At 37.0% G+C, this 21,086-nt stretch carries 11 protein-coding genes; all 11 read left to right on the forward strand.

The window, feature by feature from the left end:
• Positions 1 to 188 precede the first annotated feature (188 nt).
• On the forward strand, positions 189 to 2,663 hold the full coding sequence (gene galB / locus JE46_RS09515; protein WP_031455044.1) for a beta-galactosidase GalB: 2,475 nt from the start codon (positions 189 to 191) through the stop codon (positions 2,661 to 2,663).
• A gap of 129 nt (positions 2,664 to 2,792) precedes the next feature.
• Positions 2,793 to 5,192, forward strand: a complete 2,400-nt coding sequence (locus tag JE46_RS09520; RefSeq protein ID WP_031455045.1) for a glycoside hydrolase family 31 protein — start codon at positions 2,793 to 2,795, stop codon at positions 5,190 to 5,192.
• 78 nt (positions 5,193 to 5,270) lie between these two features.
• Complete coding sequence (locus tag JE46_RS09525; protein ID WP_031455046.1) at positions 5,271 to 7,277, forward strand: glycoside hydrolase family 97 protein; 2,007 nt, start codon at positions 5,271 to 5,273, stop codon at positions 7,275 to 7,277.
• 114 nt (positions 7,278 to 7,391) lie between these two features.
• A complete protein-coding gene (locus JE46_RS09530) occupies positions 7,392 to 8,948 on the forward strand; it encodes a GH39 family glycosyl hydrolase (RefSeq protein ID WP_031455047.1) in 1,557 nt (518 codons plus the stop codon).
• 102 nt (positions 8,949 to 9,050) lie between these two features.
• Positions 9,051 to 11,279: a glycoside hydrolase family 3 C-terminal domain-containing protein gene (locus JE46_RS09535; RefSeq protein WP_031455048.1), complete on the forward strand. Its 2,229-nt coding sequence runs from the start codon at positions 9,051 to 9,053 to the stop codon at positions 11,277 to 11,279.
• A gap of 47 nt (positions 11,280 to 11,326) precedes the next feature.
• Positions 11,327 to 12,823 carry a cellulase family glycosylhydrolase gene (locus JE46_RS09540; RefSeq protein ID WP_083480869.1) on the forward strand — a complete coding sequence of 499 codons (1,497 nt, stop codon included), beginning with the start codon at positions 11,327 to 11,329 and terminating at the stop codon, positions 12,821 to 12,823.
• A gap of 203 nt (positions 12,824 to 13,026) precedes the next feature.
• Positions 13,027 to 14,280, forward strand: a complete 1,254-nt coding sequence (locus JE46_RS09545) for a glycoside hydrolase family 5 protein (RefSeq protein WP_209445154.1) — start codon at positions 13,027 to 13,029, stop codon at positions 14,278 to 14,280.
• 23 nt (positions 14,281 to 14,303) lie between these two features.
• On the forward strand, positions 14,304 to 16,250 hold the full coding sequence (locus JE46_RS09550; protein ID WP_031455051.1) for a sialate O-acetylesterase: 1,947 nt from the start codon (positions 14,304 to 14,306) through the stop codon (positions 16,248 to 16,250).
• A gap of 62 nt (positions 16,251 to 16,312) precedes the next feature.
• The gene (locus JE46_RS09555; RefSeq protein ID WP_051872865.1) at positions 16,313 to 17,824 is read left to right on the forward strand and encodes a family 43 glycosylhydrolase; all 1,512 of its coding nucleotides are present in this window, start codon (positions 16,313 to 16,315) and stop codon (positions 17,822 to 17,824) included.
• A gap of 1 nt (position 17,825) precedes the next feature.
• Entirely contained in the window at positions 17,826 to 18,443 is a 618-nt protein-coding gene (locus JE46_RS09560; protein WP_051872866.1) for a transposase, read from the forward strand.
• Positions 18,444 to 18,600: 157 nt separating this feature from the next.
• A complete protein-coding gene (locus JE46_RS09565) occupies positions 18,601 to 20,994 on the forward strand; it encodes a glycoside hydrolase family 95 protein (protein ID WP_031455054.1) in 2,394 nt (797 codons plus the stop codon).
• Positions 20,995 to 21,086 lie beyond the last annotated feature (92 nt).

Consider the following 21,086-nt stretch of genomic DNA (forward strand, 5'->3'; position numbering starts at 1 on the left):
TCTTATGTACTATTTTTTTTGAAAGAGAGTGTTTAGGGATGTCTTAATTATTTGTTGCTTTTTTGACAAAATCAAATCAGTTTAAGATTAAAAAGTACAAGAATAAATACATGAAAAATAATAATTTACCCTCCAGTAATTAGTTGAAATAATTATCGGTAAATTTATTTGAACTAATCTAAAGAAAGATGAAATATTTGAATTTTTTAAAGACATTGACAATTTTGGGACTTTTTATAGTTTGTAGCTGTAATAAGAAAAATACTGATTTTGAAAACCGAAAAGTCTCTTTTAATTCAGATTGGAGTTTTCATCTAAATGACAGCCTTGTTGATAAAGATACTATAGGAACTTCTACAAAATGGAGAACTTTAGATGTTCCTCACGACTGGAGCATCGAAGGAAAATTTGATGAAAAAAGTCCTGCCGGTTACGGAGGAGGATCGCTTAACGGAGGTTTGGGCTGGTACAAAAAAACATTCAAAGTTGCAGCAGCAGACAGCACAAAAATTACTTCAATTACTTTTGACGGTGTTTACAGAAACAGCGAAGTGTGGGTAAACGGACATTTTTTAGGAAAACGTCCAAACGGATATATTGGTTTTCAATATGAAATGACTCCATACTTAAATTACGGAGACAAAAACAACGAAATAATTGTTAAGGTTGACAATTCAAAACAACCCAATTCACGCTGGTATTCGGGTTCAGGAATTTTTAGAAATGTGTGGATCGAAACAACAGACAAACTTCACATTGGACAATGGGGAACTTACATTACAACTCCAAAAGTTACGGCTGAAAAAGCTTCTGTAAATATTGAAACAACGATTAAAAATCAATATAAAGAAGATAAAAAGGTAAAAGTAACGACAACTATTTTTAAAGAAGATACCAAAGTAACATCGGTTACTCAAGATATAACAATCAGTGCAAACGGAAATCAAATTGTAAAGCAATCGGCTGAAGTTGCAAATCCTGCATTATGGTCAGATCAAAAACCTGAACTGTACACAGCAGTTACCGAAATTTCGTTTGATGATAAAATCATTGATGAATACAAAACCAATTTCGGAATCAGAGATTTTAAATTCGATCTGAACCAAGGTTTTATTTTGAATGGAAAACAAGTCAAAATAAAAGGAGTTTGTATGCACCATGATTTAGGGCCGTTGGGTTCTGCAATTAATACGCGCGCAATTGAACGTCAGTTAGAGATTTTGAAAGAAATGGGGGTGAACGGAATTAGAACGTCACACAACCCACCTGCACCCGAACTCCTCGATCTTTGCGATAAAATGGGGTTCATCGTGATGGATGAAGCTTTTGATATGTGGAAACAAAACAAAACCAAATACGATTATGCGAATGATTGGGACAAGTGGCACAAACAAGATTTAATCGATCAATTGCTTCGCGACCGTAACCATCCAAGTATTTTTATGTGGAGTATCGGAAATGAAATTCCGGAACAATGGAACGAAACAGGAATTGAAATTGCGAAGGAATTAGCAGCAATAGTACGTTTAAATGATAAAACACGACCGCTAACAGCAGGAATGAATCCACCGGTAAATATGAATATCGATGCAGTAACTTTACAATTTGAGAAAAAGAATGTTTCGATTAATCCGCTTGCCGGATCTGGTGTTTTAGATTTGATAGGATACAATTATGCTCATCAAACTTTCGAACATCATTTGCAAAACTTTCCCAAAACTCCTTTCATTGCAACCGAAACGACTTCAGGTTTGCAGACAAGAGGTTATTACGATGCAGTTTCAGATACCATCAAAAAATGGCCGGTTAGTTGGGATAAAAAATTTGATGGAGGTAATCCTGGAAATACGGTTTCAGCTTACGATCAGGTGCAGACACCTTGGGGATCTACGCATGAAGCAACCTGGAAAATTATAAAAAAACATGATTTCTTAGCCGGAATGTACGTTTGGACAGGTTTTGATTATATCGGTGAACCAACTCCGTACGAATGGCCATCGGTAAGTTCGTATTTCGGAGTTGTCGATTTAGCCGGTTTCCCAAAAGATGTTTATTATATGTACCAAAGTGAATGGACGAACAAAACAGTTCTTCACATTTTCCCGCATTGGAACTGGAAAGCCGGACAAACCGTTGACGTTTGGGCCTATTATAATAATGCTGATGAAGTTGAACTTTTTGTAAACGGAAAATCAGTTGGAAAAAGAACTAAAAAAGAAGACGATTTACATGTCATGTGGAGAATTCCTTTTGAAGCAGGAACTCTAAAAGCAGTTTCTAGCAAAAGAGGAAAAGTGGTTTTGGAAAAAGAAATCAAAACTGCCGGAAATCCATCACAATTAAAGTTAACAGCCGACAGAAGTACGATCAAAGCAGATAAAAAAGATTTGTCTTTTGTAACTGTTGATATTTTAGATGATAAAGGAACTTTGGTTCCAAATGCCAATAACGAAATCCATTTCTCCTTAAAAGGAAACGGAAAAATCGTAGGCGTTTGCAGTGGTGATCCGGTGAGTCATGAATCTTATAAAGGAACAAAACATACTGCTTTAGCCGGAAAATGCCTGGTAATTGTGCAGGCGGGAGATAAATCCGGAAGATTAGAATTAACCGCTAAAGCGAATGGACTAAAACAAGCCACAATTGTAATTACAACAGAATAATAAGTCACGTTCCTAACAGGTTTCCAAAACCTGTTCGGGATGAATAGATTTTTATTAAGATATTAAACAAAATAGCTAACAGGTTTCCAAAACCTGTTAGCAGAAACTAACATCTAGAATTATTAACTCATGAAGAACAAACAACTAACCACATTGTTTTCGGCTTTTATGCTTGGATTTGTTTTGATGCCAAAAGCATCAGCTCAAATTCAGAACGCAGACGTGCTAAATGCACCAATAGATATCAGCAAAGATTTTCAGAATTATCTGAATACGTTTTATTTCGCTGATGAATTGGCCTCTTTTGATCCTGCAACAGGAAAAGGAACTATAAAATATTTGCGATACAATTACAAAACGCGTCAGGCTTTCAACAACATGATGATGAAACCTGATGCAGAGAAACCAAATGAATTCCCCACAACAGAATATGAGGTTTCACCGGTATTGCCATTCGAAATTCAGTTTGTTTCAGACAGAACAATAAGAATCAAAACTACATCAGGGCCACAGTTTCACCCGCAAAAAGAATCCTTAATGCTGGTGGATGGTGTTGCACCAAACCATCCGGAATTATGGAAATATTCTAAAATCGAAGGCGGTCATAGTTATACTAGCAAACACGGAAAAGTTGAAATTTTGACAAAACCATGGCACGTTAAAATTTACGATGAAAAAGGAAAACTGCTGACAAGCACGCTTCACGATACCGATTTTAAAAATACCTATACACCAACACTTCCGTTTTCTTATGTTCGCAGAAACAGCGATTATTCCAGAAGTATGGGCGCAGCGTTCAGTTTAGAACCGGACGAAAAAATATTTGGTTGTGGAGAATCTTTCACACAATTCAATAAACGTGGTCAAAAAGTAGTTTTATGGACGGATGACGCAAACGGAATCCAAAACGAAACGATGTACAAGCCAATTCCGTTTTACATGAGCAGCCGTGGTTATGGTGTTTTCATGCACCATTCGACACCCATTACAGTTGACTTTGGGAGATATTTTGCCAGTGCCAACGAAATGTATATTGGAGATGACGAAGCTGATTTGTTTTTCTTCATCGGCGAACCAAAAGATATTTTAGATCAATATACCAATTTGACCGGAAAAGCAGCCATGCCGCCACTTTGGTCGTTTGGTTTCTGGATGAGCCGTATTACCTATTTCTCAGAAAAAGAAGGACGTGAAGTTGCCAAAGATTTACGTAAATATAAAATTCCAACAGACGTAATTCACTTTGATACAGGCTGGTTTGATGTAGACTGGAGAAACAATTACGAGTTTGCAAAATCCCGTTTTCCGGATGCAACTAAAATGATGTCTGATTTAAAAGAAGATGGTTTTCATGTTTGTCTTTGGCAATTGCCTTATTTCACACCAAAAAATACGTTGTTCAATGAAATCATAGACAAAAACCTGGCAGTAAAAGACCGTAAAGGAAATCTTCCTTACGAAGATGCTGTTTTAGATTTCTCAAACCCGGAAACCATTTCATGGTATCAGGGAAAACTGAAAAAGTTATTTGATGAAGGAGTTTCGGTTTTCAAAGTAGATTTTGGAGAAGCCGCTCCGCCAGACGGAATTTACCATTCAGGAAGAACTGGTTTTTACGAACACAATTTATATCCATTAAGATACAATAAAGCGGTTGCCGAAATCACACAGAAAGAAAAAGGGTATACTTTGATCTGGGCAAGAAGTACATGGGCAGGATCACAGCGCTATCCGTTACATTGGGGCGGTGATGCCGAAACGACTAACGGAGCCATGTCAGCTGAATTACGTGGCGGACTTTCGTTAGGTCTTTCTGGTTTTAGTTTCTGGAGTCATGATGTGGGAGGTTTCGCAACAAAATCACCAGAGAATTTATACAGAAGATGGGCGCCATTCGGAATGTTTACTTCACACGTAAGAAGCCACGGAGAACCGCCTCGCGAACCATGGTTATACAGCAAAGATTTTCTCGAAGGATTTAGAAAAGCAGATAATATGCGTTACGAGTTAATGCCATACATCTACGCTCAGGCAAAAGAAAGTTCTCAAAAAGGATTACCAATGATGCGTGCTTTATTTGTAGAATATCCAAACGATCCGGGAGCCTGGTTGGTTGATAATGAATATTTATTCGGATCCAGTATGCTGGTAGCGCCTTTGTTTGAAGAAGTAACAGAGAGAGACGTTTATCTTCCGGCAGGAACATGGATTGATTATCAGACCAAAAAAGTATACGAAGGAGGGTGGCACAAAATTAAAGCAGGCGAAGTACCAATTGTAGTTTTGGTTAGAGACGGTTCAGCTATTCCACATATTGCTTTGGCACAATCTACAAAAGATATGGACTGGAGCAAATTAACCCTAAAAGTATTCGCAAGCGACAAAACAACTTCGGCGAAAGCCAAAGTATTTTTACCAAATGGAGATGCTGTTCAGGAAATTACAGTTACTAAAAAAGGAAATGCTTTTGATGTAACACCAAATACCTTAAACGGAAAAACCACTTTTAAAACCGAGTGGCTAAAATAGGTTTTGTTAGAGTTAGTTTTATAAATCGGGTGAAATCTGCGTCACCCGATTTATTTATAAAAGATTAAATAAAATACCATGAAAAAATACCTTTTCCTTCCCGCTGTACTACTTTCAATAACTTTTGGATATAGTCAGAAAAATAAAAATGCTTACGAACTGGCTTCCCCAAACGGGCAAAACAAAATCAAATTTGAGCTGGTAAAAAACGCTCCGAAATATGCCGTTTCTCACGGAAAAACCGAAGTGATATTTCCATCTGAAATGGGATTTGTATTAAAAGGAAACGAAGACTTAAGTTCGAACTTTGAAATTAAAGGCGTCAAAACATCTACGTTTGATGAAACCTGGGAACAAGTTTGGGGAGAAAAGAAAAACATCAGAAATCACTACAATCAGTTAATTGTTGATTTACAGCAAAAAACAGGAAACAAAAGAAAACTGCAAATTCAGTTTCGTGCTTTTGATGACGGGGTTGCTTTTAGATATGTGTATCCAAAACAAAATGTAAAAGACAGTATTTTCATCACGGATGAAAAAACCACTTTCAACCTGAAAGAAGACGGAAAAGCCTGGTGGATTCCGGCTAACAGAGAAAACCGCGACGAATATTTATTTGAAGCTGCGCCAGTCAGTAAATTAGATACGGTTTTAACTCCGCTAACAATCGAAAGCAAAAGCGGATTGGCTTTAAGTTTCCACGAAGCAAACCTGATTGATTTTGCCAGTATGACTTTGGTAAATAATAAAGGAACAGAACTAAAATCAGATTTAGTGCCTTGGCCTGACGGAATTAAAGTTCGTGTAAAAGACACTTTTACTTCTTCGTGGAGAACGATTCAGATTGGAGAAAATCCGGGAGAGTTAATTACTTCCTATTTGGTTTTAAATCTGAATGAACCAAACAAATTAAAGAATACAAACAGTTATTTCAAGCCTTATAAATATTTAGGAATATGGTGGGGAATGCACATCGGGAAATATACGTTCTGGGAAAGCGACAAACAAGGTGCCACTACAAAACACGCCGAAGAATATATTGATTTTACAGCAAAAGAAGGTTTCAACCATTTATTAATCGAAGGATGGAACAAAGGCTGGACGCCGGGCTGGTACGAAAACCGTATGCACATGTTCAGTTTTACCAAAAGTGCCGATAATTTCGATTTAGAGAAAGTAGTTGAATATGGAAAGAAAAAGAACATCGAATTAATAGGATACCACGAAACGGGCTCTAATTTAATTAACTACTTAAAAGAAGTTGACGAAGGTTTTGCTTTATATAAAAAATTGGGAATCCATACCGTAAAAATTGGTCACGTGGGTTCTAAATTAAATATGAAACAAATGCACTTCGGACAATTTGGAGTTAATTATTTCAGATACATTTTAGAAAAAGCAGCGCAATATGATTTGGCGGTTTTATATCATGAATCAATTAAAGATACAGGAGAACGCAGAACTTTTCCAAACATGGTTTCGAGAGAAGCAGCACGTGGACAAGAATACAACGCCTGGAGCGAAGGAAATCCGCCAAATCATTTAAGCATTATTCCGTTTACGAGATTACTTTCCGGACCAATGGATTTTACACCCGGAATTTTCGATGTTGAGGTAAAACAAGGATATCCGGGAAAAAGAATTCAGGGAACAGTGGGGCAGCAATTGGCATTGTATGTAGTACTTTATTCTCCAATTCAAATGTTGGCAGATCTTCCTGAAAACTACGAAGGAAAACCAGCTTTACAATTCCTAAAAGATGTTCCTACAGATTGGGGAGATACCAAAATCATAGAAGGTAAAATTGGCGAATACATTACCACAGCAAGAAAAGACAGAAACAGTGCCGACTGGTATTTAGGAACTTTGACAAATGAAAATCCAAGAAAAGTTGAGGTTTCCTTGTCATTCTTAGATCCAAATGCAACTTACGAAGCACAGATTTATGTTGATGCTGAAGGGACAGATCAAAAACACAATCCGGAAGCAGTAGCTATTTCAAAGAAATCAGTAAAATCTTCAGACTCTCTAAAATTGAATTTAGGAGGAGCCGGAGGGGGCGCAGTGCGATTTAAAAAATTGTAATTGGAGTTAGAAGTTAAATCCTGCAGGTTTTAAATAGGTAAGGATAATTTCAATAGGAAAATTGTAGATACGCACAGCAGTGCGTCTAACATTCAGAATTAAAATATTTTTTAGATGAAAAAGCTTCTTATAATAGCGGTTCTAATTAGTTCAATCAATTTGTTTGGACAAGACCGAACCATAAAAGTAGATTTCAACAAATCTTCGGGAAAAATAAACACCATGTTCAAAGAATGTATTGGTGCCGGAAGAGCAAATGAAGGATTACGTGCAGATTGGCAGCAACAATTGGCAATGGCAAAAAAAGAATGCGATTTTAAATACATCCGATTTCATGGTTTATTGTCTGATGATATGGCAGTTTATCGTGAAGATTCTAAGGGAAATCCAGAATACAACTATCAGTATGTAGATGTTTTGTTTGATTTTATTGTGAGCCTGAAAATGAAACCTTTTGTTGAATTAGGTTTTATGCCTAACGCACTGGCAAGTGGAAGTGAAACGATTTTCTGGTGGAAAGGAAATGTAACACCTCCAAAAGATTATAAAAAATGGGAAGATTTGATTCGGAACTTAACGCAACATTTTACTGAACGTTACGGAGTAGAAGAAGTCAAAACATGGTATTTTGAAGTCTGGAACGAACCAAATCTAACTCCCGGTTTCTGGACAGGCACACAAGCAGAATATTTTAAATTATACGAATATGCAGCACGAGGCATAAAAGCTGTAAATAAGGATTTTAAAGTGGGTGGACCAGCAACAGCCGGTGCCGGATGGGTTCCGGAAACCATTGAATTTGCTGCTAAAAATAATGTTCCGTTAGATTTTATTTCGACACATACTTATGGCGTAAATCAGGGATATTTAGATGAATTCGGGACTTCAGGCACTGTTTTGAGTCCTGACCAAAACAGTATTAGCGGTGACGTTATCAATTCGCGTAAGCAGATCACCAATTCGGTTAAACCAAATCTTGAATTGCATTATACAGAGTGGAGTTCATCTTACACACCAGCTGACCCAATTCACGACAGTTATCATTCGGCAGCCTATATTTTACAGAAATTAAAACAGGTTGGCAATGCGGCAAACTCAATGTCATATTGGGTTTTTACCGATATTTTTGAAGAGGCAGGGCCAAGGTTTACTCCTTTTCACGGAGGTTTCGGATTATTGAACACACAGGGCATTAAAAAACCGGCTTATTTCTCGTATTATTTTCTGAATAAATTAGGCGAAACAGAACTTCAAAATACGGATAAAGCTTCATGGGCAGCTAAAAATGCAAAAGGAGATGTTCAGCTTTTATTCTGGGATTTTACCAATACGCATCCGGGTGACAAAGTCTGGAATCAGACTTATTACGTCAAGGATTTGCCTTCAAAAGAAAAAGAAAAAGTAAAAATTGAAATTGACGGATTGCAAAAAGGAAAATACATTTTGGAAATCTACAAAGTAGGTTATAAATCAAATGATGCTTATGCAGATTATTTGGCTATGAATAAACCAAATCAGCTGACACGTGATCAGGTAAATTCAATCAAAGTAAAAAATAACGGCGCACCTGTTGCCACAGAAAAAATAAGCATCGATTCTAAAGGAACTTTCAGTAAAGAAATTAAAATCAATGAGAATGATGTTTTCCTGATGAATTTTGTAAAACAATAATTTGAAAATAAACATACAGCAAAAACATAAAATAAATATAAACACCACGAATTTAAAATTTTAGTGAGAATGGGATTTTAAATCTATTAACGAAAATGATCTATGAAAAACAAAATTTTACAACTGTCAGCATTCATGGCTTTTGTGGTTTTTACTTCCTGTAAAAATTACGCACAAAATTCAGGTGTTGCTCAAAAAGCATATGTTGGTAAAGAAATAGGGACAGGATTTGATGCGAAAATTGATAAGTTAATTTCTCAAATGACACTTGAGGAAAAAATCGGGATGCTGCATGGCAATAGTATGTTCACGTCCGGCGGTGTAAAGCGTTTGGGGATTCCGGAACTAAAAATGGCAGATGGCCCGTTAGGAGTTCGTGAAGAAATTTCAAGAGATAACTGGTCTCCGGCAGGGTTAACAAATGATTTTGCAACCTATTACCCGGCTGGAGGCGGTTTGGCTGCCACGTGGAATGTAGAAATGGCGCACAAATTCGGAACCAGTTTGGGAGAAGAATTACGTGCAAGAGATAAAGACATGCTGCTTTCGCCTGCAATTAATATTGTGAGAACACCACTGGGAGGAAGAACATATGAATACATGTCTGAAGACCCATTTCTAAATAAAAAAATTGCGGTGCCTTTGATTGTTGGTTTACAGGAAAATGATGTGATGGCGTGTGTAAAACATTACGCTGCCAATAATCAGGAAACCAACCGTGATTTTGTAGATGTGCAAATTGACGAGCGTACTTTGCGCGAAATATATCTTCCTGCCTTTGAAGCTTCTGTAAAAGAAGGAAAGGCCTATAGTATAATGGGAGCTTACAATAAATTCAGAGGTGAATATTTATGTGAGAATGATTACATGCTCAATAAAATACTTCGTGATGAATGGGGATTTAAAGGAGTGGTAGTTTCAGATTGGGCAGCGGTACATTCAACAGGAAAAGCTTTAAAGAACGGTTTAGATATCGAAATGGGAACACCAAAACCATTCAACGAATTTTTCCTGGCCGATAAATTAATCGCAGCAGTTAAATCAGGAGAAGTTTCAGAAACAGAAATTAACCTGCATGTAAAACGTATTTTACGAACTCTGTTTCAGGTAAAAGCGATAGATGGAAAAAACCGTGCTAAAGGAAGCATTGCAACAGAAGCACATTATCAGGACGCTTATAAAATAGCAGCGGAAGCAATTGTCTTACTGAAAAACGAAAATAATGCATTGCCTCTAAAATTAGACGGAGTTAAATCTGTTGCGGTAATCGGAAACAATGCAACCAAGAAAAATGCACTGGGCGGATTTGGAGCCGGTGTAAAAACCAAAAGAGAAGTTACGCCTCTTGAAGGATTACAAAACAGATTGCCTTCATCTATAAAAATTAATTACGCTGAAGGATACTTAGAGCGTTACGAAGAAAAAAACAAAGGTAATTTAGGGAATCTTACATCGACTGGTCCCGTAACAATAGATCAGTTAGATCCGTCTAAATTACAAGAAGCATTAGAAGCCGCTAAAAATTCAGATGTAGCTATCATATTCGCAGGTTCAAACCGTGATTATGAAACTGAAGCTTCTGATCGCCGTGATTTAAAATTACCATTCGGACAGGAAGAACTGATTCAAAAAGTGCTGGCTGTAAACCCAAGAACAATCGTAGTTATGGTTGCAGGTGCTCCTTTTGAAGTGGAAGAGATTAGCAAAAAAACTTCAGCTTTAGTATGGACGTGGTTTAATGGTTCTGAAGGAGGAAACGCTTTGGCGGATGTATTGTTAGGAAAAGTAAATCCATCCGGAAAATTGCCATGGACAATGCCAAAAAAACTGATGGATTCTCCTGCACATGCAACAAACAGCTTTCCTGGCGACAAAGCGGTAAACTATGCTGAAGGAATTTTGGTAGGGTATCGTTGGTTTGACACTAAAAAAATTGAACCGTTATATCCTTTTGGATACGGATTATCATATACCAGTTTTGCTTTTGAAAATGCTAAAGCAAATAAAGCAGCATATGCTTCAGGTGAAACGATTTCTGTTTCAATTAATGTTAAAAATACGGGAAAGACAGATGGAAAAGAAGTTGTTCAGTTATACGCTTCAAAATCTGATTCAAAAGTAACGCGAGCTGCAAAAGAATTAAAGGGATTCAAAAAAGTATTTGTAAAATCCGGCAGTTCTCAACCGGTAACGATTCAGGTTCCGGTTAAGGAACTTGCCTACTATGATGTCGCTTCAAAAAAATGGATCGTAGAACCGGGAAAATATACACTGAGTCTGGGGAATTCTTCAAGAGACATCAAAAAAGAAATTATAGTAAACATTAAATAAAAATTCAAATAACCACCACTTTATTAACTTAAACAACCAAATTAACAATGAAAAAAATAATAAAAATGTACTTATTAAACACGATTTTGTGTTTATCTTTTTTGGGTATCCTCGCCTGTAGTTCCGATAAGGAAACTTCGGAGGAAACAGATCCAATAGTAAAAACCCTGACCGTAAATGTCAATAAAGTTGAGCTTGACAGTAAAGCTAACAGTGCAGATGTAATTGTTGCCACAAACAGCACAGGATGGTCAGTAAGTACATCAGATGCAACCTGGATAAAATTTTCTCCGGCTACGGGTGTAGCGGGCAGAACAACAGTTACGATTTCTGTTTTAGAAAACACGAGTTCTGTAACAAGAACGGCAGATGTTACTATTAGTTCCAGCGAAGTAGCTTCGGTAAAAATAACCGTTTCGCAAGCAGGAAAGGCAGGTTTATATCCGAGCTATAATACGAATCCAATTGCAGCAGATGCTACAGGTATGAGCAGTACTGCTGTACAATTGGCCGCTAAAATGAAATTGGGATGGAATATCGGAAACACTTTAGAAGCAACTGGAAGTGAAACAGCCTGGGGAAATCCAAAAGTTACAAAAGCACTAATCGATCTGGTTAAAGCAAACGGTTTTAATGCTATTAGAATTCCGTGTTCATGGAATCAATATGCTAATGCTACAACAGCAAAAATTAATACAATATGGCTGGACAGAGTTAAAGAAGTTGTTCAGTATTGTGTTGATAATGATATGTATGTAATTGTAAACATCCACTGGGATGGCGGATGGCTGGAAAGAAATGTTACCGAAGCCAAGCAAGTAGAAAATAACGCCAAACAAAAAGCTTTTTGGGAGCAAATTGCAACACACCTACGCGGATTTGATGAGCATTTACTTTTTGCAAGCGCTAATGAACCAGATGTTGCGAATGCCACAGAAATGGCTGTACTTAAGTCCTATCATCAGACTTTTATTGATGCTGTTCGTTCAACAGGAGGGAAAAATGCATATCGTAATTTAATTGTTCAGGGGCCATCGACAGATATTGAAAAAACAAACCAATTGATGACTTCATTGCCTACAGATCCTGCTGCAAACCGTATGATGGCTGAGGTTCATTTTTATCCGTATCAGTTTACCCTGATGACCGAAGATGCTGACTGGGGTAAAATGTTTTATTATTGGGGATCAGGAAACCATTCCACTACGGATACTTCACGCAATGCAACATGGGGAGAGGAAGCTGATGTGGACAAATTTTTCTTAATGATGAAAACACAATTTGTAGACAAAGGAATCCCTGTAATCTTAGGCGAATTTGGAGCCATAAGACGTAATTTAACCGGGGATGCGTTAACCTTACATCTAAAATCAAGAGCAGCTTTTTATAAATATGTTGTTAAACAATCAAAAGCAAATGGTTTAGTTCCTTTTTACTGGGATGCAGGAAATCTGGGGGTAAATACAATGTCTTTATTTGACAGAAGCAATAATACCGTATACGATTCACAGGCATTAACAGCCTTACAGGACGGGTTGAAATAAAAAATTATTAAAGCTCTGCAGTTAGTTACAAAACTAATGACTAATTAATTGTAGATTTTTTATCAATTTTAAAGGTTATTTTCTACACCAGATTTTTTTAAGCCATTATTTCTTTTTCTTTCAGATTGAAATAATGGCTTTTACTCCTTTAATAAAAAAATATTATACTTTAACTTATGCATTTAACGAAAAAATTAAATATCATGAAAAAAACATTTATGAATTGCCAAATTACATTTTTATTGTGTTTGGGGTTATTAGCAAATCTTTCCTGTAGTAATGATGTTCCTGAACAAAAAATTACTGCAGAAACGAATTCAGCTGTATCAGTTTCAACTTCAAAATTACCAAATTATAATACAAACCCATTACCGGCTGACGCTTCAGGCATGGGAAGCGATGCCAAAACAATTGCATCAAAAATTAAAATAGGCTGGAATATCGGTAACACGATGGAAGCTACCGGAGGTGAAACGGCCTGGGGAAACCCAAAAGTGACCAAAGCATTAATAGATTTAGTAAAAGCGAAAGGTTTTAATGCTGTAAGGATTCCATGTTCATGGAACCAATATTTGGCTAATTCGACAACTGCTCAAATAAAATCAGATTGGATGAACAGGGTTAAGGAAGTGGTAAAATATTGTAATGATAACGGAATGTATTGTATTGTAAACGTTCACTGGGACGGAGGATGGCTGGAGAACAACATTACAGTAGCTAAACAAGCCGAAAACAACGAAAAACAAAAAGCATTTTGGGAACAAATTGCGACCAGTCTTAGGGATTTCAACGGATTATTACTTTTTGCCAGTGCTAACGAACCAAATGTAGACAATGCAGAACAAATGGCGGTACTTAAATCCTATCATCAGACTTTTATTGATGCGGTGCGTTCTACAGGAGGAAAAAATGCTTACAGAACCTTAATCATTCAGGGACCGGGAACAGATATTACAAAAACAAACCAATTGATGACTTCTTTACCTACAGATAAATTAGCAGGCCGAATGATGGTAGAAGTACATTATTATGCGCCATGGCAATTTGCTGGTTTGACTCAGGATGAAAGTTGGGGAAAAATGTTTTATTATTGGGGAAATGGATTTAAATCTACAACCGATACCGGCAGAAATGCAACCTGGGGAGAGGAATCTGCAGTAACAGCCGATTTTAAACTAATGAAAACACAGTTCGTAGACAAAGGAATTCCGGTAATTTTAGGAGAATTTGGTGCCATTAGACGTTCTTCATTAACCGGAGATAATCTAACGAAACATTTGGCATCACGTGCTTATTATTTAAAATATGTAGTGCAACAGGCAAAAGCTAATGGTTTGGTACCTTTTTACTGGGATGAAGGAAGCATGACTAATAATGGTTTTGGAATCATCAACAGAACGAACAATACCGTTTTTGACACTAAAGCACTCACTGCTTTAATGGATGGTTTGAAGTAGAATCTGATTTATAAAAAACCAAAATGAAAAAAAACATAGTAACCTTTATATTGTTTTTTTCTTTGTTTGCAAGCGCCAATGTCAGAATGCCTTTGTTGTTTTCTGACGGAATGGTGCTGCAGCGCAATAAGGAAATTCCGGTTTGGGGCTGGGCAGATGCCAACGAAAAAGTAACGATTCATTTTAACAAACAAACCAAAACCATACAGGCTGATACAAACGGAAAATGGATGGTTAAACTAGCTGCCGAAAAAGCCGGAGGTCCTTTTGAATTAACCATTACTGGAAAAAACAAAGTTGTTATCAAAGATGTTTTGGTGGGCGAAGTCTGGATTTGCAGCGGACAATCCAACATGGAATTCCAGATGTATAAACTGCCTGGTTTTGAAACTCAAAAAAATCAGGCTAATTATCCGATGATTCGTCAGTTTGGTGTGGCTCAGGATTTAAGCGGAACTCCAAAAGAAGATTTAAAAGCTGGAAAATGGGCAGTTTCGAACAAAGAAAATATTCGCGATTTTACGGCAGCAGGTTTCTTTTTTGCTAAAAAGTTATATACCGAATTAAAAATTCCAATCGGAATCATCAATACCTCTTGGGGCGGAACCAATTTAGAAACCTGGACAAGCCACGAAGCATTTCAAAATAGTGATGAATTCAAATCGATGATCGCCGAAGTTCCAACTGTTGATATGGATGTTATTTTCGAAAGCTATAAAAAATCCATTTTGCAAAATCTCAAAAAAGTTCAGGGTTTTGATGTTTCCATAGAAAATGAAAACCAATTTAAGGAATTCGGTTTTAATGATAAAAGCTGGCCGGAAATAAAAGTGCCTTCACTTTGGGAAAATCAGCAAATAGGTAATATTGACGGAATTGTATGGATGCGAAAAATGATTGTTTTAACTGCTGAACAAGTCAAAAGTGAAGCCGTTTTGCATCTGGCAAAAGTCGATGATGAAGATCAGACTTTCGTAAACGGAATCCAGATTGGGACTAACAATATTTGGGACAAGCAAAGAATTTACAAAATTCCGGCAAATGTCTTAAAAGAAGGAACAAACGTAATCGCAGTCAGGATTACAGATTACAGCGGTGGTGGCGGAATTTATGGAGATCCTGCTGATTTGAAAATTCAATTTAAAGACAGTAATTTACCTCTCGAAGGACTTTGGAAATTTAATGTTGTTCAGGTAAAAATATCCGTTTCGCCAAACAGTTATCCTTCATTATTATACAATGCTATGGTAAATCCGCTGGTTCCGTATGCGATTCAGGGGGTTTTATGGTATCAGGGTGAAGCGAATGTCTGGAGAGCAAATCAATACAAAAAAGCATTTCCGTTAATGATTCAGGACTGGAGGACAAAATGGAATCAGGGCAATTTCCCTTTTTATTATGTACAGTTGTCAACTTTTGATGAATTTGGAGGGAATAGTAAAAAAGGAAGCCGTTGGGCAGAACTTCGCGAAGCACAATCGGAAACTTTAAAAATACCCAATACCGGAATGGCTGTTACAACTGATATTGGTAATGCAAAAGATATTCATCCAACAAACAAACAAGACGTTGGGCTTCGTTTGGCAGCAATCGCGCTGAATAATGTGTACGGTAAAAAGCAAGTTTTTAGCGGTCCTACTTATAAATCTCAGGAAATAAATGGGAATCAGATTATTTTGACTTTCGAAAACATAGGGACCGGATTATCAAAACCAAATAATTCCGAATTAAAAGGTTTCGAAATCGCCGGTGCCGACAAAGTTTTTTATTCTGCGAAAGCAATAATTAAAGACAACAAAATTATCGTTTCGGGCGATCAGGTTCAAAAACCCGTTGCCGTTCGCTACGGCTGGGCGGATGACGATACAGAAATCAATCTTTTCAATAAAGAAAAATTTCCGGCATCGCCCTTTAGAACCGACAATTGGGAAATGATTACGGCAAATGAAATTTATAAAATTAATCCGTAGTACAGACGGGTTTCAAACCCGTCTGTACAAACCCGTCTGTCCAGCAAAAGAAATAAAAATTTATGGAATTTCTAAAATCAAAAATGCGGTTGTTATTGTTGTTTTTATCGCTTACTGTAAATGCGCAGCAGCAAAATGCTGTTTCCAACAGTAAGCAGTATCAAAATCCAATATTTGCAGGCGATTATCCTGATCCTTCGATAATTCGTGATGGTGAAGATTATTATATTGTACATTCTTCATTCAATTATTACCCCGGATTGTTAATCTGGACCTCTAAAGATTTAATCAACTGGAAACCCGTTACGCATGCGCTCAAAAAAAGTGTAGGTTCAGTCTGGGCTCCGGATTTGGTAAAACTTAATAACAAATTCTACATCTATTTTCCGGCAAACGAAACCAATTATGTAGTTTGGGCAGATTCGATAAACGGTCCATGGAGTGATCCGATTGATTTAAAAATCGGTAATATCGATCCCGGACATTTTACAGACGAAAAAGGAAACCGTTACCTATATTTCAGCAACGGAAGTTATGTCCCGCTTTCAAAAGACGGATTGGTAATTTCGGGAGAAAGCAAACATGTATACGACGGATGGAAAATTCCTTCAGAATGGTCCATTGAATGTTTCTGTATGGAAGGACCAAAAGTTTTTAAAAGAGGCGATTACTATTATTTAACCACAGCCGAAGGAGGAACCGCCGGGCCTGCAACAAGCCACATGGTAATTTCGGCAAGATCAAAATCACCTTTGGGACCTTGGGAAAATTCGCCTAACAATCCAATTATAAGGACAAACAGCGCTTCCGAAAAATGGTGGTCAAAAGGGCACGCCACAATAATTGATGATGCGAAAGGAAATTGGTGGATGGTTTTTCACGGCTACGAAAACGGTTATTACAATATGGGACGCCAGACATTACTGCAGCCTGTAGAATGGACAAAAGACGGCTGGTACAAAATGAAAGACGGTATTAAAACCGAGGACCAAATTAAAAAACCAGCAGGGCAATCCATAAAAAGTAATTTCACACTTTCGGATACTTTTACGGGAACGAAACTCAATCCGCAATGGCAATTTTTTGATGAATACGATTCCCGAAGAGCCACATTTTCTGCAAACGGAATAAAAATCAAAGGAAAAGGAATGGGTATCGGTCAAAGTTCGCCCTTGTTATGCACACCTTCAGACCATTCATACACGGCTGATGTAGAAGTTGAAATAGAAGGAAATGCATCGGCTGGATTGGTTCTTTTTTATGATCCTAAAATATTTACCGGAATCGCTTTCGATAAAGAAAATATCATGGCAATTCTTAGAGTATGGCAATTTCCTACTGTAAAAGGAGTTAATAAAACACATTTGTTTTTACGTCTGGAAAAAAAGGAACAGACAGTAAATATGTTTTACAGCATCGATGGAAAGGATTGGCTAAAAATCGAAAACTCTGCGGAGGTAAGCTCTTTCAACCATAATGCGTTAAGTGGTTTTATGAGCCTTCGTTTAGGACTTGCATCTGTTGGAGAAGGTTCAGTTACTTTCAGGAATTTTGTTTACAGCGCTGTAAAATAAAATGACTAAATTTCAAGGAAAATACAGGATAGATTCTGCCAGAGCCAAATGGTGGAATTATGATAATCCAGGTGATTATTTTATTACCATTTGCACCAAAAATAAAGATCATTTATTTGGATATATAAAGGATGGAGAAATGATATTGAATGAATATGGCAAAATTGTATTAGATTGTTGGCTGGATTTACCCAATCATTATAACAATATTGTTTTGGGGGAATTTCAGATAATGCCCAATCATATTCATTATATCGTTGGAGTAAATGATTCAAAAATAATGATTCCCGATTCGGATCACGCAGATTGCGTAGAGACGGGTTTGAAACCCGTCTGTACCACGAATGATTTCCATGATGATATTGCGGATAATTTCGCAAATAATTCCATGAATGAAAATCCCATAAAAAAGAATCACGGCGTATTTGAATTTATAAGAGCATTAAAATCATTTTCGTCCCGGAGAATAAATGAAAAAAGAAATTCAAAAGGAGTTTCTAATTGGCAGGAAAGATTTCACGATCATATTATTAGGAATGAAGCAGAATATGATAGAATTAGAAATTATATCATAAATAATCCCAAAAAATGGGATGAGGATTGTTTTTTTAATAGATGATTGTAGACGCGGGTTTCAAACCCGTCTGCATGCAGTTGTGAATTGAAATAATTACGGTACGTATAGACGGGTTTGAAACCCGTCTGTACTAACGTCTGTACTAACGTCTGTACAGGAGCCATCTGTACCGACTAGAATTTAGATTAAATCATATTTTATGAAAAAGTTATATTTAGTTTTTGTTATTGCCATTTTTTGTGGAAAAATTACGGCACAATCCAGCCATGTTTTATGGTACAACCAGCCAGCTGAATTTTTTGAAGAAAGTCTGGTTTTAGGAAACGGAAAAATGGGCGCAACCGTTTTTGGCGGAGCCAATTCAGATAAAATTTATCTAAATGATGTCACACTTTGGTCAGGAGAACCCGTAAATCCTAAAATGAGTCCGGAAGCATACAAAAATATCCCGGCAGTTCGGGAAGCATTAAAAAGTGAAAATTACAAGCTGGCTGAAGAATTAAACAAAAAAATTCAGGGTAAAAACTCCGAATCTTTTGCGCCATTAGGAACATTAGAAATCAATAATTCTGAAAAAGGAAAAGCAGTAAATTATCATCGGGAATTGAATATTTCGAACGCAGTATCAAAAGTGAGTTACGAAATGGCCGGTATAAAATATACTCGTGAATATTTTGTATCGGCTCCTGATCAAATTATGATAATCAAATTGACAAGCGATCAAAAAGGAGCGCTAAATTTTGATATTAATCTAAAGAGTTTACTGAAATCAAATGTTGAAGTGAGAAATAATGTTTTGGTAATGAGAGGGTCTGCGCCAATTCATGAAAATGCCGGATATACCGTTTTACCAAAATATTTAGACATAAAAGAAAGAGGAACAAAATTTACCACTTTAGTCCAAATCAAAAAAACAGACGGAAAAATCACAACTTCCAGAGAATCTTTAACTTTAAAAGATGCAACAGAAGCAATTATTTATGTTTCTGTTGCAACAAGTTTTAATGGTTTTGACAAAAATCCAGTAACTCAAGGTATAGACGATGTAGCAATTGCATTGCAGAATATGAACAAAGCATTTGCAAAGCCTTTCGATAAAATAAAAGAGGCACATATAGCTGATTATCAAAAATTCTACAATCGCGTCACTTTAGATTTAGGAAAAACAACTGCTCCTGATTTAGCAACAGACGAACGTTTATTACGTTACGCTGATGGAAAAGAAGATAAAAACCTCGAAATTCTATATTTCAATTTTGGGCGTTATTTATTAATTAGCAGTTCAAGAACCCTAGGAGTTCCGGCCAATTTACAGGGAATTTGGAATCCGCATTTAAATCCGCCATGGAGCAGTAATTATACGATGAATATCAATTTGGAAGAGAATTACTGGCTGGCAGAAAATACCAATCTCTCCGAAATGCATTTACCGCTTTTAAGCTTTATTAAAAATCTTTCGGTAACCGGTAAAATTACAGCGAAGACTTTTTACGGAGTAGACAAAGGTTGGGCAGCAGGGCATAACTCAGATATCTGGGCGATGACGAATCCTGTTGGTCAGTTTGGAAAAGAAGAACCCATGTGGGCTTGCTGGCCAATGGCTGGTGCGTGGTTAAGTACCCATATCTGGGAGCATTATATTTTTACACAGGACAAAAATTACTTGAAAAATGAAGGTTATCCGCTGATGAAAGGAGCTGCCGAATTTTGTCTTGCTTGGCTCGTAACCGATAAAAACGGAAATTTAATCACTTCGCCCTCAACGTCACCTGAAAATCAATATAAATTGGCAGATGGTTTTATTGGAGCCACATTTTATGGAGGAACAGCCGATTTGGCGATGATTCGTGAGTGTTTCGATAAAACGATCAAAGCTTCAAAAGTTTTAAATGCCGATGCCGATTTCAGAAAGAAATTAGAAACAGCACTTTCTAAATTTCATCCCTATCAAATTGGCAAAAAAGGGAATTTGCAGGAATGGTATTTCGATTGGGAAGATAAAGATCCAAAGCACCGTCACCAATCGCATTTATTTGGACTGTTTCCCGGCGATCATATTACGCCTTTAAAAACTCCGGATTTGGCAGAAGCGTCCAGAAAAACACTCGAAATAAAAGGCGATGAAACTACCGGCTGGTCAAAAGGCTGGCGAATTAATCTCTGGGCAAGACTCTGGGACGTAAACCGTGCTTATAAAATGTATCGTGAATTACTTCGTTACGTAGATCCGGACGGAAAGAAAACAGACAAGCCAAGAAGAGGAGGAGGAACGTATCCGAATTTATTTGATGCGCATCCGCCATTTCAAATTGATGGAAATTTTGGTGGCGCTGCTGCCGTTGCAGAAATGCTGGTTCAGTCAGATGAAAACGAAATCAGATTATTGCCGGCTTTACCTGATGCGTGGGAAAGCGGTTCTGTAAAAGGAATCTGTGCACGTGGCGGATTCGAAATTGAAATGGAATGGGATAATAAAGTACTAACGAAAATTTCAGTTTCTTCTAAAAATGGAGGAAAAACAACTTTAATAAGCGGTGATAAAAAACAAGACATCACATTGAAAAAAGGGCAGAAAATAGGGATAGACTGGTAATATAAAATAGAGATAACTAAGTTAGGTATCTCTATTCTGTTTTAATAACTCTTCTGATTAATAAAACAATAGAACCCATAATTGTAAAGCAA

This window comes from Flavobacterium chungangense LMG 26729 (genome assembly GCF_000735715.2).
GTDB classification, from domain to species: Bacteria; Bacteroidota; Bacteroidia; order Flavobacteriales; family Flavobacteriaceae; genus Flavobacterium; species Flavobacterium chungangense.